Source organism: Klebsiella sp. SWET4 (assembly GCF_024296565.1).
Lineage (GTDB): Bacteria > Pseudomonadota > Gammaproteobacteria > Enterobacterales > Enterobacteriaceae > Klebsiella > Klebsiella variicola.
This window is the reverse complement of the sequence record NZ_JANCOB010000001.1, coordinates 1101352-1122804: the sequence shown is the minus strand read 5'-3', so window position 1 is coordinate 1122804 and position 21453 is coordinate 1101352. Positions and strand designations below refer to the sequence as shown.

Annotated in this window: 23 protein-coding genes, 2 tRNA genes and 2 pseudogenes; 14 read left to right on the top strand and 13 right to left on the bottom strand. The window is 52.6% G+C overall.

Annotated elements, in window-relative coordinates; all coding sequences use genetic code 11:
* Window position 1: 1 nt before the first annotated feature.
* The 3 genes from NKJ21_RS05825 to NKJ21_RS05815 all read right to left on the bottom strand — a co-directional run bounded on the left by NKJ21_RS05825 (window position 2) and on the right by NKJ21_RS05815 (window position 2597).
* A complete protein-coding gene (locus NKJ21_RS05825) occupies window positions 2-1228 on the bottom strand; it encodes an SfnB family sulfur acquisition oxidoreductase (RefSeq protein WP_012968024.1) in 1227 nt (408 codons plus the stop codon).
* 270 nt (window positions 1229-1498) lie between these two features.
* The gene (locus NKJ21_RS05820) at window positions 1499-2182 is read right to left on the bottom strand and encodes a CatA-like O-acetyltransferase, family 1 (RefSeq protein WP_012541497.1); all 684 of its coding nucleotides are present in this window, start codon (window positions 2180-2182) and stop codon (window positions 1499-1501) included.
* A gap of 31 nt (window positions 2183-2213) precedes the next feature.
* Window positions 2214-2597 carry a VOC family protein gene (locus tag NKJ21_RS05815; protein ID WP_012541498.1) on the bottom strand — a complete coding sequence of 128 codons (384 nt, stop codon included), beginning with the start codon at window positions 2595-2597 and terminating at the stop codon, window positions 2214-2216.
* Window positions 2598-2687: 90 nt separating this feature from the next.
* Between NKJ21_RS05815 and NKJ21_RS05810 the strand changes: the two genes are divergently transcribed.
* Window positions 2688-3458, top strand: coding sequence for a DeoR/GlpR family DNA-binding transcription regulator (locus tag NKJ21_RS05810; RefSeq protein WP_039103693.1), 771 nt, complete (start codon window positions 2688-2690; stop codon window positions 3456-3458).
* Between the two features lie 4 nt (window positions 3459-3462).
* Here NKJ21_RS05810 and NKJ21_RS05805 read toward each other — a convergent pair whose 3' ends face one another.
* Complete coding sequence (locus NKJ21_RS05805; protein WP_064160450.1) at window positions 3463-4092, bottom strand: LysE family translocator; 630 nt, start codon at window positions 4090-4092, stop codon at window positions 3463-3465.
* A gap of 249 nt (window positions 4093-4341) precedes the next feature.
* Here NKJ21_RS05805 and NKJ21_RS05800 point away from each other — a divergent pair, with 249 nt between their 5' ends.
* The gene (locus NKJ21_RS05800; protein ID WP_008804599.1) at window positions 4342-4977 is read left to right on the top strand and encodes a carbonic anhydrase; all 636 of its coding nucleotides are present in this window, start codon (window positions 4342-4344) and stop codon (window positions 4975-4977) included.
* A 36-nt stretch (window positions 4978-5013) separates the two neighbouring features.
* On the opposite strand, the pseudogene NKJ21_RS27765 reads toward NKJ21_RS05800, so the two are convergent.
* From NKJ21_RS27765 to NKJ21_RS05775, 4 genes and pseudogenes are all read right to left on the bottom strand, one after another.
* Window positions 5014-6030 (bottom strand): annotated as a pseudogene (locus NKJ21_RS27765) (NAD(P)-dependent alcohol dehydrogenase).
* 148 nt (window positions 6031-6178) lie between these two features.
* Window positions 6179-6388 (bottom strand): YdgH/BhsA/McbA-like domain containing protein, encoded by a 210-nt coding sequence (locus NKJ21_RS05785; RefSeq protein WP_004202908.1) that lies wholly within the window; start codon window positions 6386-6388, stop codon window positions 6179-6181.
* A gap of 84 nt (window positions 6389-6472) precedes the next feature.
* A complete protein-coding gene (locus tag NKJ21_RS05780) occupies window positions 6473-7189 on the bottom strand; it encodes a hypothetical protein (protein WP_130996763.1) in 717 nt (238 codons plus the stop codon).
* Between the two features lie 45 nt (window positions 7190-7234).
* Window positions 7235-7669 carry a winged helix-turn-helix domain-containing protein gene (locus NKJ21_RS05775; RefSeq protein ID WP_012968028.1) on the bottom strand — a complete coding sequence of 145 codons (435 nt, stop codon included), beginning with the start codon at window positions 7667-7669 and terminating at the stop codon, window positions 7235-7237.
* Between the two features lie 401 nt (window positions 7670-8070).
* Between NKJ21_RS05775 and NKJ21_RS05770 the strand changes: the two genes are divergently transcribed.
* Window positions 8071-8220 carry a hypothetical protein gene (locus tag NKJ21_RS05770; protein ID WP_012541503.1) on the top strand — a complete coding sequence of 50 codons (150 nt, stop codon included), beginning with the start codon at window positions 8071-8073 and terminating at the stop codon, window positions 8218-8220.
* A gap of 71 nt (window positions 8221-8291) precedes the next feature.
* Here the strand turns inward: NKJ21_RS05770 and NKJ21_RS05765 are convergent, their stop codons facing one another.
* Both NKJ21_RS05765 and NKJ21_RS05760 read right to left on the bottom strand, forming a co-directional pair.
* Complete coding sequence (locus NKJ21_RS05765; RefSeq protein ID WP_254732763.1) at window positions 8292-9128, bottom strand: MBL fold metallo-hydrolase; 837 nt, start codon at window positions 9126-9128, stop codon at window positions 8292-8294.
* A 7-nt stretch (window positions 9129-9135) separates the two neighbouring features.
* Complete coding sequence (locus NKJ21_RS05760; protein ID WP_049155032.1) at window positions 9136-9651, bottom strand: DUF4286 family protein; 516 nt, start codon at window positions 9649-9651, stop codon at window positions 9136-9138.
* A gap of 156 nt (window positions 9652-9807) precedes the next feature.
* On the opposite strand from NKJ21_RS05760, the gene NKJ21_RS05755 reads away from it, so the two are divergent.
* A complete protein-coding gene (locus NKJ21_RS05755) occupies window positions 9808-10692 on the top strand; it encodes a LysR substrate-binding domain-containing protein (RefSeq protein WP_049155030.1) in 885 nt (294 codons plus the stop codon).
* Here NKJ21_RS05755 and NKJ21_RS05750 read toward each other — a convergent pair.
* Entirely contained in the window at window positions 10689-11615 is a 927-nt protein-coding gene (locus tag NKJ21_RS05750; RefSeq protein ID WP_239270494.1) for an AraC family transcriptional regulator, read from the bottom strand. The genes NKJ21_RS05755 and NKJ21_RS05750 overlap by 4 nt on opposite strands.
* A gap of 98 nt (window positions 11616-11713) precedes the next feature.
* Between NKJ21_RS05750 and NKJ21_RS05745 the strand changes: the two genes are divergently transcribed.
* From NKJ21_RS05745 to NKJ21_RS05700, 10 genes and pseudogenes are all read left to right on the top strand, one after another.
* A complete protein-coding gene (locus tag NKJ21_RS05745; protein WP_039103684.1) occupies window positions 11714-12466 on the top strand; it encodes an SDR family oxidoreductase in 753 nt (250 codons plus the stop codon).
* A 613-nt stretch (window positions 12467-13079) separates the two neighbouring features.
* Window positions 13080-14675 carry a hypothetical protein gene (locus NKJ21_RS05740; protein ID WP_254732761.1) on the top strand — a complete coding sequence of 532 codons (1596 nt, stop codon included), beginning with the start codon at window positions 13080-13082 and terminating at the stop codon, window positions 14673-14675.
* A 13-nt stretch (window positions 14676-14688) separates the two neighbouring features.
* A complete protein-coding gene (locus tag NKJ21_RS05735; RefSeq protein WP_254732759.1) occupies window positions 14689-15072 on the top strand; it encodes a hypothetical protein in 384 nt (127 codons plus the stop codon).
* Between the two features lie 142 nt (window positions 15073-15214).
* Complete coding sequence (locus NKJ21_RS05730; RefSeq protein ID WP_239270490.1) at window positions 15215-15634, top strand: hypothetical protein; 420 nt, start codon at window positions 15215-15217, stop codon at window positions 15632-15634.
* Window positions 15635-15743: 109 nt separating this feature from the next.
* On the top strand, window positions 15744-16817 hold the full coding sequence (locus NKJ21_RS05725; protein ID WP_239270489.1) for a hypothetical protein: 1074 nt from the start codon (window positions 15744-15746) through the stop codon (window positions 16815-16817).
* 5 nt (window positions 16818-16822) lie between these two features.
* Complete coding sequence (locus tag NKJ21_RS05720) at window positions 16823-17647, top strand: FG-GAP repeat protein (protein WP_239270488.1); 825 nt, start codon at window positions 16823-16825, stop codon at window positions 17645-17647.
* Window positions 17648-17726: 79 nt separating this feature from the next.
* Window positions 17727-17792: pseudogene (locus NKJ21_RS05715) on the top strand (type VI secretion system Vgr family protein); the annotation flags it as partial.
* Window positions 17793-17810: 18 nt separating this feature from the next.
* Window positions 17811-19970, top strand: coding sequence for a pesticin C-terminus-like muramidase (locus NKJ21_RS05710; RefSeq protein WP_254732757.1), 2160 nt, complete (start codon window positions 17811-17813; stop codon window positions 19968-19970).
* A gap of 201 nt (window positions 19971-20171) precedes the next feature.
* A complete protein-coding gene (locus NKJ21_RS05705; RefSeq protein WP_080928565.1) occupies window positions 20172-20705 on the top strand; it encodes a hypothetical protein in 534 nt (177 codons plus the stop codon).
* A gap of 232 nt (window positions 20706-20937) precedes the next feature.
* Entirely contained in the window at window positions 20938-21237 is a 300-nt protein-coding gene (locus tag NKJ21_RS05700) for an EF-hand domain-containing protein (RefSeq protein ID WP_023297743.1), read from the top strand.
* Here NKJ21_RS05700 and NKJ21_RS05695 read toward each other — a convergent pair.
* Window positions 21226-21302 (bottom strand) — tRNA-Val (locus tag NKJ21_RS05695). The two genes, NKJ21_RS05700 and NKJ21_RS05695, sit on opposite strands and share 12 nt — an antisense overlap.
* Window positions 21303-21306: 4 nt before the next feature.
* Window positions 21307-21383: transfer RNA gene (locus tag NKJ21_RS05690), tRNA-Val, on the bottom strand.
* Window positions 21384-21453 lie beyond the last annotated feature (70 nt).

Genomic DNA, 21453 nt, shown 5'->3' with positions numbered 1-21453 from the left:
ATCAGTTCCAGTCATGTCGTTGCGGGCGAATGCCGTTCAGCACCCAGTTGCCAAGCAGCTGATACTTCCAGCGAACCGGGTCGTGCAGGGTGTGCACCCGGGCATTGCGCCAGTGGCGGTCGAGGTTGAGCGACTCACCGGTGGCGCGAGTGCCCCCCAGCTCGAACAGGCGGCTGGCGGACTCCAGCGCCACTTCGGTGGTCCAGATTTTGGCGCGGGCGACGGCCAGCGACGCCTCGGCGACATGCTCCTCGCTGAGGTCATTTTTATAGCGGTCGAGCACCCGTCCCGCCCGCTCCAGCAGCGCGTCGGCTGCCGCAAGGCGGCTGTCCAGTTGACCGATATGGTAGATAGTCAGCGGATCGTCGCTCGCCCGCGCCACACCGGCGTCGATCCACGGCCGGGCGCTGTGGCGCACAAACGCCACGGTATCGTCCAGCGCCGCGCGGGCGATCCCGGCATCTATTGCCGCGGTGGTCAACTGGGCGAAGGGGCCGGCAAGAGTCGGGCTGGCGTAGGACTTCCAGGTTGGGAAAAGGTGGAAAGGATTAACCGGAAGATTATCGGCCAGCACGGTGCCGCTGGCGGTGGTGCGCTGACCGAGGCACGCCCAGTCGTTGACCACCGTCAGCCCCGGGCTGTTCTGGGGGACGAAAGCGAGCTGGGCGCGGTCGTCGGCGTCCAGCGCCAGAATGCCAATCCAGTGGGCGTACAGCGAGCCGGTGCAGTAGCCTTTACGGCCATTGATCCGCAGACCGTCTGCGCCTTCCTCGATACGGGTACGAATATCAAGGACCGTTTTCCCCCCGGTTTCCGACAGGGCATTGGCGAAGCGATAGCCCTGTAATACCTGGGCGAAAAAGAACGCCTGCTGGTCGTCGCTACCCTGCAGACGAATATCCTCCAGCAGGCAGTAGTGGTTCTGGGGTATCTGGCCTAACGACGGATCCGCTGCAGAGAGAATGGCGATAACCTGCGCGAGGGTCGCGGCCGAGACCTCGGCGCCGCCAAAGCGGCGCGGCACCGTGATGCCCCACAGTCCGCTGTTGGAATAGGTGTTGACGATCTCCGCCGGGACAATGCCCGTCCGGTCGCGCTCGGCGGCGCCGGGTTTGAGCACGGCGGCGATCTCATGGGCGATGGCGAGGGCTTCCGCATCGCTGGCAATAATATGCGCCTGCGGCGTGGACTGGGTGTAAGGCTGTGCGGGTGAACTGGCTGACATCATCTTCTCTCTTATTCAGTGAATAGCTTATGCACAAATTAGATAAATAAATAATTCATAATGCCTGTGGGTTATATGTGTGAGTAAGCAAAACACGTGCCAGTGAGAGAGGAAGGCGCAGTCGTGATAGGAAGCGGGTTGGCTATGTCAGCTGATGGAGCGGACTGCTGCAAATGCAGCGCCGTTTTGCGCCGGCTGTTGCAAAGGCAACAGGAGAGGAAAGCGACCGCCGGACCGAAGGAAGGAAGTCAGGCGGTGAGCGTGGCGAGGGCCTCAGCGTTTCTTTGCCGCAGGGGCGAGCAGTGAGGGTGCGGTCTCGGTTAACGGTTGCCAGAGCCGCTCGGGGTCGCTAAATCCCTCTTCCACGAGAGCAAAAAAGCGGCTGGCGTGGAGACCGTCGACGAAGGCATGGTTAAACCGCCCGGCCACCGGGATCACGCCGTTCTGTAGTTTCCCCCAGGTAAGCGCGGGCACCGCCGCGCCTACGGCATATTCCGCATGGGTCATCGAGGTGAAGTGGAGCCACGGCAGACAACTGGCGCAGATAAAATGCTCGCCATCGACGATGAGCGGCGCCGGCGTTGTCTCTCTTGCCGCGACGATCTTCGGCGTTGCCGCATCGCTGAAGGTGGTGAACTCGGGGGCGTTGTCGCACCATACCTGGCGGAATCCTTCCTCGACGGTCATCACCGGCGTCATTACCGCCAGGCTGTCATATTCAATCACCTCATCATTGCGCACGCGCTGCCGTAGCTGCGGTACTCCGTTTGCCGCGCGCAGCAGCGCATAGAGCGCGAGCTGAAAAAACGAGACCCGACGGTCCTTCGCACATTCGTACAGGCGCTGCGCCGCTATCGGGACACAGAGGTTAAAGCTGGGGTTGGCAAATTGTCGGTAAAAGGTGAAATGGTCCCGGCGGGGCCAGGTCGCGGTGTCGATAATTCGGTAACGTGCCATGAATGCCTCCTGAATACTGGCGGTCTGCTGACTATGCGACGATTTCAATCAGGTTGCCATCGGGATCGGCGATCACCGCCTCATAATAGCCGTCGCCGGTGGTACGCGGCGGCGAAACCAGTATCCCCGCATCCTCGGCGCGTTGGGCGAGGGCATCGACCTGTTCCGCCCCGCCTACCGAGAGGGCCAGATGCGCCCAGCCGGTATGGTTATTATCCGCGCTGGCCGGCTGCAGGCCAGGCTTGGTCATCAGCTCGATCACCACCTCGTCGTCGATGGTGACAAAATAGGAGGCAAAGCCGGGGTTGGTCTGGCTGAGGTATTTTTCATTGATGCTCGCGGCAAAGAACTCCACCCAGAAGCGGGCCTGGACGTCGAGCTGTTGGGTCCACAGGGCGAAATGGGCAATTTTCATGGTAAACCTCCGGGCAGGAACATTGACAATCAAAGCAGCGCAGACGATCATGCTTGCTGTTGCTCGTTTTTGATAATTTAAGGAGTTTTCGTGCTCGATTATGCTGCTTTTCCCCAACAGCGACAAGCGTTGATTTGCCAGATCCTGCAGGAAAATGGCAGAGTGGTGTGCGCGGAGCTGGCGGCGCGGCTTCAGGTGTCGGAGCACACCATCCGCCGCGATCTGCATGAACTCAGTCGCGAAGGGTTCTGTAAAAAGGTGTATGGCGGGGCGGTGCTGAGCCTGCCGGAAGCCGGGGACTACAGTGAACGGAAAGATAAAAATCGAGCAACAAAACTCAGGATCGCGCAACAGTGTGCCAGGCTGGTGAAGCCCGGCGGCACGATTTTCGTCGATACCGGGACCACCAATCTGGCGATGGCCGAGGCGCTACCCGCTGAGCTGGCGCTGACGGTGGTAACGAACTCCCCGGAGATCGCCGCGGTACTGGTGAAAAAACCGTTGTATGACGTGGTGATCCTCGGCGGCCAGGTGCAGCGGGCGAGCGGCGGCTGCGTCGGCGCCGCGGCGGTGGCTCAGGTGCAGGGCATGTTATTCGACCAGGGTTTTATCGGCGGCTGCGCCATGGCGCCAGAGTCGGGCCTGACCGGTTTTGACTACGCCGACTGCGAGTTCAAGAAAGCGGTGATTAAGCAGTGCAGCGAAATTATCGTCGGCCTGACCTCGGATAAAATTCCGGCAGTGGCACGGTTTGTGGTGGCCGCGAGCAGCGATATCGATGTGCTGGTGGTGGAAGAGAACATCAGTCGCGAATATCGCGTTGCCTTTCAGCAGCACGATATTCGCATCCATACCGTGTAACCCGTTAGCGGGTGAGGGAGGTGGCGATAAGCCGCAGGCCCAGCGCCCCCAGCACCGTCGCGGTGGCGATGTCGATCCGCCGCTTCAGCCGCAGGTAGACGCGCCGCGGTCGATCGGCAGACAGCACCAGCGCCACCAGCGAATACCAGCTGACGTCAATCAGAAAGCTCATCAGCGGCACGATGTAGTAAAAGGCGGTGGGGATCTGCGCTGGCAGCAGGGCGGTAAAAATTGAGGCGAACACCAGCGCGGTTTTGGGATTGCTCAGCTGGGTATACAGCCCATCGCGGAAGGTCTTCAGCAGTGAATGGTTGTCAGCCATGCCGCTGGCGGAAAAGTCCATCGGCTGCGCCGACCCGCGGAAAATTTTATAACCAAGCCAAAGCAGATAGATCCCGCCCGCCACCTTCAGCCCAATAAACAGCTCCGGCACCGCGGTGAGCACCTTCTGCAGGCCCAGCATCGCCATAATGGAAAAAATGGCGGCACCGGCGCCGGTACCGAGGGCGGTCACCAGACCGTGCACGCGTGAGCGAGCGACGGCATTGCGCGCGACAAAGATAAAGCTTGGGCCGGGACTGATCACGCCCATGATCAGCACCGCGGCAATGGCCATCAGGCTGGATAAGAACATAGCGACTCCTGTGATGTCCGCCGCCGGCAGGCGGTCGGTAACCTGTGAACGGTTGGGGTAGACAGAGTAGCAAACTGGTTCAGGAAATCACGTCAAAAAGGTGTGGATAAGGCAGGGCGGCGCGGGCGGTGGCGGCGCGCGTTTTCTGCGCAACTGTTTGAATAACGATTCCCATTCTTGTCATCAATGGTAAACTGAATAACTGTGATCTTTGTCATACCGTAATAACTACAGAGAAGAGACACTGCTATGCAACATATCATTGAGGGCTTCCTCAACTTCCAGAAAGAGATCTTCCCCCAGCGTAAAGAGCTCTTCCGTAGCCTGGCCTCCAGCCAGAATCCCAAAGCGCTTTTCATCTCCTGTTCAGACAGCCGTCTGGTGCCTGAACTGGTAACCCAGCAGGAGCCGGGACAGCTCTTTGTCATTCGTAACGCCGGGAATATCGTGCCGTCTTTCGGGCCGGAGCCAGGTGGCGTTTCTGCTACCATCGAATATGCCGTCGTTGCGCTGGGCGTGACGGATATCGTGATCTGCGGCCACTCCAACTGCGGCGCGATGAAAGCGATCGCCACCTGCCAGTGCCTTGAGCCGATGCCGGCGGTGTCCCACTGGCTGCGCTATGCTGATGCCGCGAAAGCAGTGGTGGAAAAGAAAACCTGGGCCAGCGAAACCGATAAGGTCAACGGCATGGTGCAGGAAAACGTCATCGCTCAGTTGAACAACATCAAAACCCATCCGTCGGTGGCGGTCGGTCTGCGCGACCATACCCTGCGCCTGCACGGCTGGTTCTACGACATTGAAAGCGGCGACATTCAGGCGCTGGATAAAAACACGAAATCCTTTGTTTCGCTGTCGGAAAATCCGGACGTCTTCTTCGAATAAAGCCGTTCTCAGGGCACGGAGGCCCTGTTCATCCCCTCACCACTCCACGCAAATTTTGCCAAAATGGGCGCCGCTTTGCAGATAGCGAAAGGCATCCGGTAAGGCTGTAAAATCAAACACTTTATCGATAACCGGCCGCGACGCCTGCAGGTTCAGGGCGTTGACGTAGTCCTGCTGTTGCCGTCTATTACCCACCACCAGCCCCTGCAGTCGGGCCTGTTTACTCATCAGCAGATGGGTGGGGACATGGCCCTCGAAGCCGGTCAGGACGCCGATCAGGGCGATGTGTCCGCCAACACTGACCGCCTCGAACGACTGCCCCAGGGTGCCCGGACCGCCCAGCTCCAGAATGAGATCGGCCCCGCGATGGCCGGTGATATCCTGCACCGCGGCGCCCCATGCCGGGGTGGTGCGGTAATTGATGAGATGATCGGCCCCCAGGGCGCGAGCGCGGGCGAGTTTTTCATCTGACGATGAGGTGACGATCACCTGTGCGCCCATACTTTTCGCCAGCTGCAGGGCGGTTATCGACACGCCGCCGGTACCAAGCGTCAGCACCGTATCGCCTGCTTTTAACCGTCCTTCGACGACCAGCGCGCGCCAGGCGGTAAGACCGGAGGTGGTGATGGTTGCCGCCTCCCTGAAACTCCACCCCTCAGGCGCATGGGTAAAATGGCTGGCCGGCCTGACGACATACTGGCAGGCGAACCCCTCCGCGCCATCGCCCGGGGTCTAACTGAAGTCGCTCACCAGCGGACCGGGGCGGCCATCCAGCCACTGCGGGAAAAAGCCAGCGACCACCCGGTCACCCGGCTGAAATTCGTTCACTCCGGCGCCAACCGCTTCCACCACGCCGGCGCCATCCGCCATCAGGATCCGCCGATCGGCGGTGGGAATTACCCCCGTTGCGACCAGCAAATCATGGTAGTTCAGCGAGGTGGCGTGCAGCGCCACCCGGATCTCTCCTGCAGCGGGCGCCCCGGGGTCAGCAAGATCGACAAGCTGCAGGTTCTCAAGCGAACCGGGTTTTTTGACTGTCCAGGCTTTCATCATCAGGCTCTCTTTTCTGGAGGATACAGTCAGTATTGGTCGGGAATGGAGCGAGCGCCACAGCATGCCTGTCGGCAAAACAAAGAAAGGGGAAGGGGTAAAAAAAGCGCCGTTTTTAACGGCGCTTTTTTATTGCTAACGGCTAAAGGGATTATTTGCTCAGTTCAGCCGTCATGTGGACGCGATTATTAAACTGGGCGCTGGTGATTTTATAGGATGCACCCTGTTCCGCGGCCTGGGCGGCGATTTTTGCTTCAGCCCGGTCCAGGGTCGAGGCGGTAGCGCTGACGCTCTGGGCGAAGCTGACAGAAGAGAACAGAGACAGTGCCGCAACTGCAACGAAAGTTTTGATGGATTTCATGGTCGTATTCCTTAATCTGGTGTCTGATAAAGGGCTTTTCGCCCTGATGTGGTAAAGAATACGCTTGAATGTTGCAGGCTAAAATCAAAACAATTTGCGAATCTTGTTCAAATAATATGAATGTTTTTCCGCCGTGTGCAACGCGGCCTGCCGCTGTCGGGCAGGCTTTGCCCATGGCGTATAACTGGCAAGGTCGGGTGAGAGCGGGTTAAACGTTGGCCCGGAGATCATAAAATGATGAAAATGAGCATGGCTGACCAGGTGAAAATTAACCTTAATCCGTTCCAGTCCGTTATAGACTCGCTTGCGATTGATCCCCAACGTGGCCGCCAGTTGATTCACCGACTGTCCCTTCATGGTGGCGGCGATTATCCGCCTTTCCAGAAGGTTGAGGGGCGCTCGCTGACGGGAAGAGGTACTCTGACGCTGATGACGCGGCACCAGAGGCCAGCGACGATCGGCCAGCCTGCGCAAAAGGCGGCCAACCTCCGGAACGCTTTCCCGCTGGCTAACCCACAGGAGGGTATCCGCGAAAAAGGCGCGTCCGCGCCTCACGTTGCCGGCCGAGGTAAAGCCGATCACCAGACTCTGATAACGCAGGGCTAATTCAGCGGCGGCCTGATAATCGTGAAAGTTTTCCAGCGATAAAATAATCACATCCAGCCCAGCCGGATCGGGAAAATGGCTGAGTGGCAGCGAATGAATAATGTTCAGCCCGGGCAGGGTCTCCTGAATATCTCTGAAACACTGGGCGAGGCCGATATTAAAAAAAAGATTATTGCTGTGAATTAAAATATTCAACGGATAAACCCTGTTAGAAGCGATGTAAACGGCGCGGAGAGGGGATTAGCTGCGTACCAGAAGTTTATTCATATCAGCAGGCGAGGCATTAATATAATTCATCATGCCCGGTGGTTTGAATGAGTAAATTTCGGCTACGACAGCATTGTTAATATAATACCCGGCGCACTTGACCCGAATAATTAATGCGCTTTCAACGCCTGCCTGGCTAAGACGGGATTTTAACGTCTGAATAACCTGCCATAATCGCTGCGCAGACGGGCGAAGGTTATTTTTTTCCCAGACGTTAATCATCAACTCTTCATCGCTGACCACCCGTTCTCTGCCATGCGCCAACAGATATTCCAGTAAACAGGCCATGGTACTGCGTAGCTGAACTTGCGTTCGCGTCCCTCGCAGCGCGATAATTTCCCGATGATGCAGGCAGTAGAAAATATTATCTGCTAACTTATAGCCAAGCAGTTTATAGCCCTTAGTCATCCACCACTCCCTGACAAATCCAGTTATTGCCGGTGCAGAGTACCTGCCTGCTGCTGACTGACCAAGTGAATTTTATTTGTTAGAATAATCAAAACAAATAACCATGTTTGTATACATAAGTAGAATAAAAATCTGATAAATGATTATTGCTCTGCAGGATTGTATGGTATAGGAAAAGTCTTAAACAAACGTCAGCCGCTGGTAAGCGGTTGAATATATAGGTGTCAGGAAAAACTAAATGCACTTATATTGATCTAGATCAATTTTGCTCATTTCAGGAGGCTTTCACCATTTACATAGTAAAACAAAGATTGAAATAACTTCCGTTACGCGATGATAAGCTGATTCTGAACTTATGGAACTACCCAGGGAATTGTTCATTACTTTTCAGGAGCGTTTTTATGGTCATTGCAACTCGTAAGCCTCTGTGTAACAAACGCTGGTCGGCCAGCCCGGCCTCCCAGGATCTTCAGTTGACTCAGCTACGCCACCCGTGGGTCGCCACCAAAGCCAGCTGCAAAAGCAAAAAAGCCTGGAAAAGCCGCAGTTAGCGGCCTGCCCAACCCCCTGACATAAAGCCCTGCTTGTCCCTGCGGACAAGCAGGGCTTACCTCTGCGACCTTTACACCGACTGCAACAGATAACCATAAGACGTCTCCACCACCCTGGCAAAGCCGGGTAAACCAAGATGCATGCCGGCGATCAGCCATTGTTCGCTGGCGGCCTGGCGCAGCAGAAATTCCCGGGTTTGTCGGGCCTGTTCAGGATCGACGTCGAAGGCGACCGACACCGACGGCCGGGTGGTCTGAATGGTCGGGAAATGGACAATATCCCCCCAGATGAGCAGCGAGGTATCGCCCGCCTCGAGACGATACCCGGTATGGCCGGGCGTATGGCCGGGCAGAGGGCACGGGTGGATCCCGGCGACCGTCTCTTCACCATCAACTTCGCGAATTTGCGCCGCGCAGATCGCCAGTACGCGGTGGACGAGCAGCACGTTGCGCCGGCCGCGATCGCTGGCGTTGTCCAGTGTGGATGCTGCCAGCCAGTAAGCGCGTTCCCGCGAAGGCAGGAACACCGTGGCGTTGGGATACGCCGGGGCGCCGGTTGCCGTCAGCAACCCGCCGATGTGATCCGGGTGCGCGTGGGTGAGGAGGATGGTGTCAATCTCCTCAGGGCGTACGCCGAGCAGCGCCAGATTGGCGATAAGCGCACCGCCGACGCCATTGACTCCCCCGGCGCCGGTATCCACCAGTACGGTGTGCCCGCGTCCGCGGATAAGATAGGCGCCGATCGCAATGGCCTCCGGTGAGGCTAACCCGGCGTTCCGCTGCAGGCGCTCCGCCTCCTCAGGCGTGATACCCGAGAGTAAGGACAGTGGCGCCGACATCTGACCATCACTGACGGCGGTCACCGTCAGGTCGCCTGCGGTCAACTTATAAAAGGGGACTGGCGTCATGGCGACCTCACGCGCGTTGCGCCGGGTTACGTAACCGGGCGGTGATGGGCTGATAGATAAAGACGGCGGCAGCCGTGGCCAGGTGATGCAGGTCGTCACGCGGGACGATGGCGGCATACCGGGTTTGTTGTGTCGCCAGGCCGCCAGGCAGCAGGACGATTGCCGGGGAGATGGGTAGCGTCTGAGGCGAATCGCTCAGCAGGAGCACCTCATCAGACCGGACCTCCCGCACGCCGCTATCTGCAACATAGAGGTGGCGGTGCCAGTCGGTGATCGCCGATTGCCAGCCGGCAAAATGGCCGCCACCGTTGCGGCGGTAGGCGTCGCTGTCGATGACGGTAGCATCGTGGATATCGTGCAGCGCCAGGTAGCGGGGGCACTCCTCGCTGAGGGCGCGGAAGCGCTGAGAGGCGTAAAAACCGGGCACAGAGACCAGCGCCGGCAGTTTTTCCTGATTGTAAAAGGTATTCCACGCTGTTTCGCTTTGGGGATCGGTGTAGGCGCATTCGACGACATAGAGCATAGTGACCTCGATGGACAGATGATTGAGCGCGCAAAGCGCTTTAGTGACTTTTCATCATCCTATCGGCTAAAAATGGCGCTGAAAAACGATGTTAATTCAATGGTCAGTGATATTCTGTCACTGACTTTCGGTGAGCCTGCACAAGGAGCATTGGCTATGCGTCGTAAAATCCCCAGCAGCGCTGCGCTACTGGCTTTTGAGGCCGCTGCCCGTCACGGCAACTTTGCCCGCGCGGCGGCGGAACTCGCGTTAACGGAAGGGGCCATCAGCCGGCAGATTGCCCGTCTGGAAGCGCTCCTCGACAGTAAACTCTTCGACAGGACGGGGAGCCGGGTGCGGCTCAATCCGGCTGGCGCCCGCTATGCCCGCCAGGTCCGCGAGATCCTCGCCCGTCTGGAGCGGGATACCCACGATGTCAGCGGGATGCCCTCCGATGGACATAGCCTGGAGATCGCCGTGCTTCCTACCTTTGCCAGCCGCTGGTTAATCCCCCGGCTTGGACGCTTTGCAGCGCAGCATCCGCATATCGTGGTCAATATTGCCGCCCGCAGCGATCCCTTCATCCTCCCGGGCAGCGGTTTTGATGCCGCCATCCATTTTGATCACCCGGCGTGGACTGGCATGGATGTGACGTTTTTGTTCGAGGAGTATCTGCTGCCGGTCTGTCATGCGGCGTTGCTGACGAATGGCGATCTCCCCGGGCAACTGAACCGATTGCCGCGCATTCACCGGCGGCAGAACCCTGACGCCTGGCTGCTCTATGCCCGGGAATGCGGGCTGGCGCTGGATAATCCGGCGCAGGGGCCGCGCTACGATCTGCATGAGATGGCCATCGCCGCGGTACTGAGCCAGCAGGGGGTGGCGCTGGTGCCGAAGATGTATGTGGAAAGCGAGCTGCGCGCCGGGACGCTGGTCGCTCCGTGGCCGGGCTCCCCGACGCTGGCTAAGCGCTTCTGCCTGATCAAACCCGGTGGCGGGGAGGGAGAGCTGGCGCTGCAGGTGTTTGAGCGCTGGCTGCAGACGGAAATTGCAGCCGGTTAAGTCAGGGCTGGCCCGGGGGGAGGCTGCGTCGCCCGCTGGCGGGCATATTTCCCCGGCGATATCCCGGTATAACGGGTAAAAGCTACGCTGAACGCGCTGGCCGAGCCATAGCCGATGCGCTCGGCGATATCCGCAATGCTGATGCCCGTCTCGCTCAGCCACTGCATGGCCAGGGTCATTCGCCAGCCTAACAGATAGCCCATCGGGGTCATCCCGGTCAGGTCGGTAAAGCGTTCAAATAACGTCGAGCGAGACAGCGCACAGTCGGCGGCCAGGGCGTTGACCGTCCAGCGTCTGGCGGGGGCCTGATGCAGCAGGCGGATTGCCTGGGCGACCCGCGGGTCGCTCAGCCCGCGCATCAGACCGGGGGTGGCGAGCGTGCCGGAGGAACGGATGGCCTCGATAAAAAGTAGCTCAACCATCCGCGCCAGAACGAAAGATTTGCCCGCGCGATCCGCCTGCGCTTCCTCTTTCAGCAGCCCGACAAAGGTGGCCAGCCGCGGTTGATTGCGGACCACCACAAAGGCTGGCAACAGCGAGGCCAGCAGGCTGGCGTTCGTTGAACCGGAAGCGCAGTGGCCAATCAGCGCCTGCATCTGCGCAGGCTTGTCGAGGGCTCCCAGCCGAAAGTGTCCCTCCGCCAGTTGCACCGGGATGGTCTCCAGCGCCGGTGAAGGGGGCGGGGTCAGGCTGGTTAGCGCGAAGCGGTACGCCGCCGGGATCAGAATAAAATCCCCGGCGCGCAGGATCTGCGGCTCATGCTGGTCTATTTCCAGCCGACAGCCGCCTTCCAGCACGACGCCATAAAATGACAACCCCTGGTCCGAGCGTATCACTCGCCAGTTTCCCGCCCCCTCAACGGTTTTGGTCAGCACCGCTCTGAGATTTAGCATGGCAATAACCTCCGCCAACGGATCGCTCATTTCCGGACTCCTGCTAAAGAATGATGGATTATTGACCCTATATCGTCCGACACGGCCTGTCTATGATCAAAAGGAAGAAGCCATTCGGAGACAGAGATATGCAAACGATAATGATCACCGGCTGTTCATCGGGTTTTGGCCTGGAGACGGCGCGTTATTTTCTCGAGCAAGGCTGGAAGGTTATTGCCACGATGCGCGCTCCGCAGGAAGGTGTGTTGCCCGCCAGCGACCGTCTGCGGCTGGTGCGTCTTGACGTCACTTCGGCGCAGAGTATCGCCGAGGCCATTGCCGAAGCCGGAGAGATTGATGTGCTGGTTAACAACGCCGGGGTGGGGATGCTTAATGCCCTGGAGGGCGCGTCGCGCGAGGCGATAGCAGACCTGTTTGCCACCAATACCCTGGGAACGATTGCCATGACCCAGGCGGTGATCCCCCGGTTCAGAGCGCGCCGAAGCGGGACCATCGTTAACATTACCTCGGCGGTCACCCTGCAACCGATGCCCCTGCTGGCGGTATACACCGCGAGTAAGGCGGCGGTGAATGCCTTCACGGAGTCGCTGGCGCTGGAGCTCCGTGCTTTTAATATTCGCGTCGGGCTAATCCTGCCGGGACGCGCCCCGCAGACCCGCTTCGGGGAAAACGCTCGTCGAACGATGGGCCAGCTCCCGGAGAGCTATGCGGCGCTCGGCCAGCAGATCCTCGACAGCATCCAGGATAACGCCAGCGTGACGCAGGCTGTCGATGTGGCTCAGGCCGTCTGGCGGATGGTGAACGATCCTGATGCCCCTTCGCGGCTGCCGGCAGGGGAAGATGCCCTGGCGATGGCGCAGGCCAGTCTTCGCCGTGTCTGAAGGCAATATGCGGGTTTTGTCTGTCAGACGGTAGGTGCGCAAGCTGCCGCTGCGCTTTATGGCCGGGGGAATATTATCCCTGTCAGTATCGACTGGATAATATTAGCGGGTTATACGAAATAACGGTCAGGCGGCGCTTACTGATGTAAATCAGGATACCAATGTCTTTCATGGCGCGTTTTCGCCGCCTATTCTGGATATGTGCGAACCGTCCGCCATATTATGACATGATCAATGGCTCAGGTCTTTTATATGTAATTTCTCAATGTAATTCGGGCGTTAATCTTAAAAAGTTAGTCTGGCCCGCTCGGGGCTGGACTTTCTTTATTCTACTGTGGCATGGTTTCCTCCCTGTTGTACCGCGCGCTCGCTTTTTTACGCCAGGGAATAGTTTTCAGTATGGAATATTGTTGTTGCGAAGCCACCGCTTCCGCCCTGCGTCCAGACGGCTTCATTCTCTCGTCTGACAAAATATTGGCAGTTTATTTGTTTTATTCTGCTTATCGTCTTTTTCAGCATTACGCAGTCACTCCCGATCTGAACCGAGATGCCGCTGAATTCAAACTGAACGTACTCCGGCAGTACGCGGATACCGCAGTTTTATCGTGACCTGATGGCGGAGATGGACAGCAACCGCGACGGGAAAGTGACGGCAGAAGAAATCAGGCAGGCGCTGGCAGTGCGGGATCCGCTGGTGAAGAATGTGGTCAACCGGCTGGTAGTTAAACATCACAGCGAGTGGTGTGGTGGCCGCTCGACGGGGCGCTGGGAAGGGTTTTATAAGGATCTGGACTCGCTGGAGGTGAAATACTGTGAGAAATGGCAGGCGGATCTGGAATGGATGAGTAAGGTGCCGCCGTTTGATAAGGATGAGGCGGTGTGGCATTTTCATCCGGTGGTGTTTTTGGAGGCGCTAAACACTGGAGAGGACTGCGCAATATTAATTTGGGGTGAAGTTGTAAACCAGAGGCTAGGCGCGGTTAGGGCTTGTGCATTCACGAAGAAAGTTGTCAAAATTTGTGCTGAGCTATGGGGTGAAGAAAAGAAAATTGAATATGCTAATTCTCTTATGGCTTGCATGGCAGTTGAAACTTCACGTTTGTTCACATCATCAGTTGTTAAGTTGATGCCTAAAGTTAACTCACAGGGAGATGTGATATTAAATAGTAAAGGAAAGCCAATAAGAGAGTACAGACCAATTTCAAAGCAAGAAATAATTTCAGATCCATCTATAGCTGCGCAAAATGCAGTGGGGTTAATTCAATTTACTGGGCCTGCCGTTACTCAGTTAAACAGAACTCATGGATTATCAGTAACCAAGCAAGAACTGGCGTTGATGGATGAAATAGAGCAACTTGATTATGTAAAAATCTATTTTTCATCAAATGAGTCACTTTTCAAGAAGATAAAAAGTGCTGATGATATTTATTTGTATATTTTTTGCCCTGCTGGTGTAGGGGAAAATGATGACTTTGCTTTATATAGTAGGCAAAAGGATAAGGATGAAGATGTAAATTATTACCATGCTAACAGTAGCCTGGACTCGACTGAGCGCGGTAATACTGGCAATAATGATGGTGTCATTCAAAGAAGAGAGTTGTTAACTCGACTGAATAATTTAAGGGAAGAGGGAAAACTATATATAAATAAATGTATTTGCAATCCAGACTCTTTGGAGATATCTAAAGAACCTAGTGGTGCACAATGGGTGAACAGATTCCCAACAAGTGCAGCGCTTGGTGATTTACTTCCTGTGTTTTCCACATCCGTTCAAAATTTTATTAACTCGATCGAAAACGCTAATGGCCATGTTCGAATATCCGCGACTTACAGGCCGGTAGAAAGAGCATATTTAATGCATTATTCGTGGCGGATTGCCAGAGAGGGTTTAAATCCTTCAGAAGTCCCGGAGAAAGAAGGCGTAAATATAGACTGGACCCATAAGGGAAATCATGCCGCCGCAGTTACGGCCGCTCAGGATATGGTCAGAGGTTATCATACTGTTTACAAACCAGTGCTTACATCAAGGCATACTCAGAGACGTGCTATTGATATGACGATAACTGGTATTATGGGTAAGGTATTAAGAAATGCTGACGGTACTGAAGTTCTGGTTAGGTCACAGTCTCAATTGCATAATGTAGGGGCAACATATGGTGTTTATAAATTAGTTTCAGATCCTCCTCATTGGTCAGATGACGGCCACTAAAAAATGGTGAAATATGTATTACTTATTAACGGGTTTAACTTTATTATTACTTTCCCCACACTTGATTCATGCAAATGAATTAACTTCATCCTTAGCAATAGGTATTGTGACTCGTGATAACTCAAGCTTGCTGATTTCGACAACGAAAAAATCTTTACGAGATGATATAGTCCTAATTTGCTCCCCAGTAAATAGAGTGTGCAAATCCATCTTGAGTGAGTCTTTAGTTGTCGTAGGGGCAAATGAATCTGTAGAGGATGTAGCTACAGGTAAAAATATTTACACTTATTCTATTTTAGATGATAAATCGTTAACGGATATTGATATTGCCATTGTCCATCCGAAAGCTAGTACGGGGAAAGTTAATGTTACCTTTGGGGGGGGGATAACATTTTAGTAACCGCTAACAAGCATAAATATAGTATTTCCTTATGTGCAAGTAATGAAGGTGTGCATATTTACTCTGACCCAAAAAAATTCCATTTGTATTATTCCCTGGGGTATGAGGTCATAGCTAACTGTTCCGAAGGGGTTTATGAATGAAAAACGTTATGCGTGGTTTAATGGCTTTGACGCTTTTACTCAGTAATTCAGGATTTTCCGCGTCAATAAATTTAATTCCACCAGGTACCTACTCTTATACGCAAAAAGGTGATGAGCTGATTGATGGGAAGAGAGCAAGCATTACCTGGAACGTTAACGTGAAAAATAACCGTCATGCCATTGTGACTATATCATCCTGGCATGCACCGTTTACTTGTGACGGTTCATATGCAATATCTAATGAAAAAGACTATGTAACTTTGAGTTGGTCCAGAGAAATTAATGTAGATAATGAATGTGACATATCTTCTCCGCAAATACTTCTAAAGAAATCATCTTCAGGAAAAATATTAATTCGTAGTGATTTATTCCCTTGGGGAAATGAAGGTTGGCAAAGCACTAGGAAAATACATTAATACTAAATAGCTGCGCCGAATACCGCTATATGACGAAAGGAATTTAGGAATGGAAGGTCAGTACCGGGGAAAACATTAACTAGTACGATTTAGCAAAACAGGGGGTCAGGTGCAGGAGGAAAGCAGCGGGGGCGATGTGATGAACAGCCCGTATGAGAGCTGGATCCCCCAGGCGTTCGGGACGATAAGCCGGACCGCAGAACAGGGCGCGGGGTATCAGTACGGTCTGGTACCACAGTTTTATCGTGACCTGATGGCGGGGATGGACAGCAACCGCGACGGGAAAGTGACGGCAGAAGAAATCAGGCAGGCGCTGGCAGTACGGGATCCGCTGGTGAAGAATGTGGTCAACCGGGTGATAGTCAAACATCACAGCGAATGGTATGGGGGCCGCTCGACAGGGCGCTGGGAAGGGTTTTATAAGGATCTGGACTCGCTGGAAGTGAAGTACTGTGAGAAATGGCAGGCGGACCTGGAGTGGATGAGCAAGGTGCCGCCGTTTGATAAGGATGAGGCGGTGTGGCATTTTCATCCGGTGGTGTTTTTGAATGCCTTATCCTCCGATGGTGATCAACTTATTACATACGAGCAATTGAAATTAATGCTCCCTTCTAATCGAGAGAGTGAAATTAATACTTATCTAGAGCCGTTGAATGAGACTATGAGGTTATTTGAAATCAATACACCTTTACGTAAATCACATTTTATGGCCCAGATCCTCCACGAAACGAGTTTTTTCAGAGATACAGAGGAAACTGCTTCCGGAAATGTATATGAAGGTCGCAGTGATCTTGGCAATACTCAGATTGGTGATGGCCCATTATTTAAAGGTAGAGGTTTATTACAGATTACTGGTCGTGATAATTACACAAAGTGCCAAGGATATCTCAGAGGTAAACTTAATGACGAAACGTTTGACATAACGTCGTCAGTATCTAAAGCAAAACAGTTATCAGAAAATCCAAGGTATGCAGCATTGGCATCTGGGTATTTTTGGAAGTATATAAAACCTAAGTTAAACGATACAGCTGATAGGGATGATGTTTATTGGGTTTCAGTTTATGTCAATGGATGGGCTGTGCAAGAGCATCCTTATTATCCAGACAAAGCCAGAGAGCCGAATCATATGGATGACCGGATTAATAAATTATCTATTGCTAAAAACGCATTTGGGCTAGAGTGAGTTGAATGAAAAATTTATTTTTATTATTAGTAGTGGGCGTATTATCATTGTCTTGTAATGCTTCGGACGTAGTGAAAACAGAGTATTCCATTTCTTCGATGTACAGTGGGACTATTGGGAAGAGCAATATTACAATGAATCTTGTTATTTCTAATGACAATGTTTCTGGTAGTTATATATATAACAAATATAAAAATAAAATTTTGTTAAACGGAGTGATGGATTCTAATGTTGTTAAGTTAAAAGAAAAAACAAATAACGGCACTGCTACTATAACTCTTTTTCGAACAAACAATGGTTATACTGGTCAGTGGTGCAATAAAAAATGTGTGCCTGTAACAATTCAAGCCAATAATTCATTCAAAGATGGTGAACTTAAGGATGTTAAGGTTGATGATTCTGATTCAGGCGTTTATAAAGTAGATTTGATATTTAAGAATAAAAATGAAAGCATAATTGTTACTGATGCCATAGAACCACCATCTTTAGATTTTGTAGATATTAATGGCGATGGATTTTACGACTTGATAGTCAGAACAGATCATCGACCAAATAACGGTAGTCAAATCATTTATCTCTCAGGTAATAATGAATTTATAAAAGATAATAATTTATCAAAAGAAAATGGCACCATAGTGTACGACCCTTATAAAAAGAACATCGTTTTTAATTCAAAAGATGATTGCTGTAATAATTTCAGAAAAGTTATTTACTCCTTTGATAATGGCAAATTTGTGAGGGTTGATGATATATTTTTTGATTATTCATCTAACAAAGGTAAAGATTCTAAAGGTGGTGATATTTCAAAGGACAGGTTCGAGTCTTACTAAATAGTATCCCTTCGTAAGGGGAATTTCATTACGCCATGCATTCAATCAGGTGATAACCAGATAAAAGGTCTGTTCTTAGGACGAGTCCGGGGCGGTCCGTGCGGCCAAGGGGCTTTTCCTGACGGCGGATGAACAGGCGAAAGCGTAGGGACCGGGGCTGGAGATGATGCCGGCCGTTGAGCGGATAACCCGGGCCAACAGCCAGAGTTACCCCATCAGAAATACTGACGGTAAAGAATTTCGTTCGCTCGATGAGGTCATGCAACTTATCGACGGTGAGGCGCACGGAACCTGGCTGCTGAGCGCGAATGGCATGTGGCATGGCGGGATCCATATCAGCGATATCTCTAATCCTTTTTCCGCCCTGAATCCTGATGCGATTAATACCGGAGAGCCTGTGCCTCTCCAGTTTATGGCGGACGGTATTATTGTGGCGTACCGGATAAACAACGAATACCTGACAGCGCCATACTGCGGACAACAACTGCGCTACAGCAGCAGCTTTGTGCTGGTGAAATCACAGTGCAAGCCTGACCCGCAAAAGGAAAAGAGCTGGCTGGAGTTTTACAGCCTGTATATGCATCTGGCGCCGGTCGCTGATTACCCGAAATCTCCCTGCTATAAAGTCAGGGATGGTCACAGTGGCATACTGTTACGCCAGTATAAAAACGGACAATACGGGTTACCGGAGGGGGAGCCAGACAACGGTGAGGCCGGGACATATCCTGCTCCGGCAAAAACGAAAAAGAGTCTGAGCGCAGGCGACCGTTTTGTCTCTTCCCGGACGGGGCATTTTTATGTCACGAAGAACGGAAACGCGACCCTGACAACCTTTGGTCTGGTCCGTTTGCTGAAAGATAGCGTTCCGGGCAAAGAACAGTACTGGGTCACGCTGGATCCGGTGCTGGTGGAGCCGGATGGTGAAATTCAGGGGCTGATGCCGGAATGGATGCAGAAGGCAAAACAAAAAGGTGCTTTTGACGCCGTGGAACTGACGGATGGAACGGAAGAATGGAAGGTCAGTGCCGGAACGCCCGTCGGGTTTATGGGCTGTATGGAGTCGCCGGGTGAGGGGAATCAGCTTGTGGACAGGGAGTGGTTTGTCCATCTGGAAGTGTTGAGTACGGACAGCAGAATGCCCGGATTTTTAGCCAATCCGGCGTGTGTAAAGGGTGAAAAAAAGTCAGTGCTGGCGCCAAAGGGAAAATCCCTGTTTACCCGACAGGATGCCGCTGGACAGCCGGTATTTACCCCGACATCGGCGAAGCTGGGCGCGCAGTGCCAGCTCTCCCGGGAATCGGCAACGCCCGTCGCGGATGAGTCACAAAAATGGTGGTATAAGGTCAGCGGCAGTGGCTGGTTACCACAAAATGATGTTGAGGAAGTTAACCAGTACGATTTAGAGAAACTTGGGTTTCAGGCGCTGGAGGAAAGCAGCGGGGGCGATGTGATGAACAGCCCGTATGAGAGCTGGATCCCCCAGGCGTTTGGGACGATAAGCCGGACAGCGGAACAGGGCGCGGGGTATCAGTACGGTCTGGTACCACAGTTATATCGTGACCTGATGGCGGAGATGGACAGCAACCGCGACGGGAAAGTGACAGCAGAGGAAATCAGACAGGCGCTGGCAGTGCGGGATCCGCTGGTGAAGAACGTGGTCAACTGGCTGGTAGTCAAACATCACAGCGAAAGGTATGGGGGCCGATCGACAGGGCACTGGGAAGGGTTTTATAAGGATCTGGACTCGCTGGAGGTGAAATACTGCGAGAAATGGCAGGCGGATCTGGAATGGATGAGTAAGGTGCCGCCGTTTGATAAGGATGAGGCGGTATGGCATTTTCATCCGGTGGTGTTTTTAGATGCTATTATTGATAAATTTACAGATGTGATTGAATTCCAAACAACTTTAGGTGTTTATAGAATTTCAAAGAAATCAGCAGAATTCATATTATCCTGGGAGGCATATATGCCTAAACCATATGTCCCAGAAGGAGACCAATCAAGTGGCGTCACTGTCGGATATGGATATGATTTGGGGCAGCAAACTACTTCATCGGCAAGGGCATTGCTATCTGAGTATTACTCTAATTCACAGGTTGAAAGATTACTTTCTGCAATTGGTAAGAAAGGTAACGAGGCTCGAGCAATTGTCCATGAGTTGTTTGACATTACAATCGAAAAAGATAAAGCATTAGATATGGCCATGGTATTAAAAGAGCGATATTGTCAGATCGTTGTTGATATTTATCCCCAGGCAATAATTCTTCCTCCAGACAGTGCCGGAGCCATACTATCATTAGTATATAATCGTGGGCCATCATGAGCACTTCCTAAGCCAGGAGATCTAATAGATAGACGTCGTGAAATGAGAGAGATTCGTGATGATTTTGAGCAGGGTAATATAAAAAAATTCCTGAGCGTTTGAGAAGTATGAAGCGTTTATGGCCCCATCAGCGAGGGCTTGGGCTACGTAGAGATGGCGAAGCAAAGTTAATAGAAAATGAAATTTTCTATTGAGGATAAAATGAAAAATAGCATTACAAGAATGTTGGTTCTTGTGTTACTCTTCTTTTCAAGCATGATTTATGCGTGCGGTGATAACCCTAACGCCCTTGTTCAGGGACCATTTGAAGATAACTCTTTTACTAATGGATTTATTTGTTTTCAATATGCGCCTGATAAAAGGGATATATATTTTTATCTAAGCTGTATTAATAATGGTAAGTTATATAATTCTAAAGTCGATACCTTCTATTACTCTGATGCCCCGGTGGAATTAATGACCATTTTCTTTATGCAAATAAATGGGTATAGAAATGTTGTTGTTCTTCTTCGATGGCATGTAAATTATGAAGGCAATGGTGTCGAATATCCGTATTATTATGAGGTTAAATCATATAAACATGACGAAGGGCGAGGGTATATAAAGAATTTGGATGGGGAAAAAGATTCTCAATTATCTGGTTATCAAATCAAAAGTAACGGAAACATTCAAAACTTCCCATTGGATAATGCGGGGAAAATAAAGAAATTTTTGCGCGTTAAGTATGGTGTATGATTTTTATCTACCGCATGAAAGTTCAGGGTCGAACAACAAGCTGAATCAATGCAGGAGACTCTCATAGATTCTTTATCAATGGGTTACTTGGGTTCCGGGCGCTGGAGGAAGATAGCGGTGATGATGTGATGAACAGCCCTGGATCCCCCAGGCGTTCGGGACGATAAGCCGAACAGCGGAACAGGGCGCGGGGTATCAGTACGGTCTGGTAACACAGTTTTATCGTGACCTGATGGCGGAGATGGACAGCAACCGCGACGGGAAAGTGACGGCAGAAGAAATCAGGCAGGCGCTGGCAGTACGGGATCCGCTGGTGAAGAATGTGGTCAACCGGTTAATAGTAAAGCAACAAAGCGAGTGGTATGGGGGCCGTGCGACAGGGCGCTGGGAAGGATTTTATAAGGATCTGGACTCGCTGGAAGTGAAGTACTGTGAGAAATGGCAGGCTGATCTGGAGTTCATAAACAAAGCGCGTTATTTGACAAGAACGAGGCTGTGTAATCAGGAAGGGAAAACAGCTTGGTGCGTCTGAATGGACTCGAACCATCGACCCCCACCATGTCAAGGTGGTGCTCTAACCAACTGAGCTACAGACGCATTATGGTGCGTTTAATTGGACTCGAACCAACGACCCCCACCATGTCAAGGTGGTGCTCTAACCAACTGAGCTATAAACGCATTATGGTGCGTTCGATTGGACTCGAACCAACGACCCCCACCATGTCAAGGTGGTGCTCTAACCAACTGA

Coding starts and splice junctions, on each gene's coding strand:
- NKJ21_RS05825 (WP_012968024.1), bottom strand. CDS start 1,228: ATGATGTCAGCCAGTTCACCCGCACAGCCTTACACCCAGTCCACGCCG.
- NKJ21_RS05820 (WP_012541497.1), bottom strand. CDS start 2,182: ATGGCACGTTACCGAATTATCGACACCGCGACCTGGCCCCGCCGGGAC.
- NKJ21_RS05815 (WP_012541498.1), bottom strand. CDS start 2,597: ATGAAAATTGCCCATTTCGCCCTGTGGACCCAACAGCTCGACGTCCAG.
- NKJ21_RS05805 (WP_064160450.1), bottom strand. CDS start 4,092: ATGTTCTTATCCAGCCTGATGGCCATTGCCGCGGTGCTGATCATGGGC.
- NKJ21_RS05800 (WP_008804599.1), top strand. CDS start 4,342: ATGCAACATATCATTGAGGGCTTCCTCAACTTCCAGAAAGAGATCTTC.
- NKJ21_RS05785 (WP_004202908.1), bottom strand. CDS start 6,388: ATGAAATCCATCAAAACTTTCGTTGCAGTTGCGGCACTGTCTCTGTTC.
- NKJ21_RS05775 (WP_012968028.1), bottom strand. CDS start 7,669: ATGACTAAGGGCTATAAACTGCTTGGCTATAAGTTAGCAGATAATATT.
- NKJ21_RS05770 (WP_012541503.1), top strand. CDS start 8,071: ATGGTCATTGCAACTCGTAAGCCTCTGTGTAACAAACGCTGGTCGGCC.
- NKJ21_RS05765 (WP_254732763.1), bottom strand. CDS start 9,128: ATGACGCCAGTCCCCTTTTATAAGTTGACCGCAGGCGACCTGACGGTG.
- NKJ21_RS05760 (WP_049155032.1), bottom strand. CDS start 9,651: ATGCTCTATGTCGTCGAATGCGCCTACACCGATCCCCAAAGCGAAACA.
- NKJ21_RS05755 (WP_049155030.1), top strand. CDS start 9,808: ATGCGTCGTAAAATCCCCAGCAGCGCTGCGCTACTGGCTTTTGAGGCC.
- NKJ21_RS05750 (WP_239270494.1), bottom strand. CDS start 11,615: ATGAGCGATCCGTTGGCGGAGGTTATTGCCATGCTAAATCTCAGAGCG.
- NKJ21_RS05745 (WP_039103684.1), top strand. CDS start 11,714: ATGCAAACGATAATGATCACCGGCTGTTCATCGGGTTTTGGCCTGGAG.
- NKJ21_RS05740 (WP_254732761.1), top strand. CDS start 13,080: ATGGCGGAGATGGACAGCAACCGCGACGGGAAAGTGACGGCAGAAGAA.
- NKJ21_RS05735 (WP_254732759.1), top strand. CDS start 14,689: ATGTATTACTTATTAACGGGTTTAACTTTATTATTACTTTCCCCACAC.
- NKJ21_RS05730 (WP_239270490.1), top strand. CDS start 15,215: ATGAAAAACGTTATGCGTGGTTTAATGGCTTTGACGCTTTTACTCAGT.
- NKJ21_RS05720 (WP_239270488.1), top strand. CDS start 16,823: ATGAAAAATTTATTTTTATTATTAGTAGTGGGCGTATTATCATTGTCT.
- NKJ21_RS05710 (WP_254732757.1), top strand. CDS start 17,811: ATGATGCCGGCCGTTGAGCGGATAACCCGGGCCAACAGCCAGAGTTAC.
- NKJ21_RS05705 (WP_080928565.1), top strand. CDS start 20,172: ATGAAAAATAGCATTACAAGAATGTTGGTTCTTGTGTTACTCTTCTTT.
- NKJ21_RS05700 (WP_023297743.1), top strand. CDS start 20,938: ATGGCGGAGATGGACAGCAACCGCGACGGGAAAGTGACGGCAGAAGAA.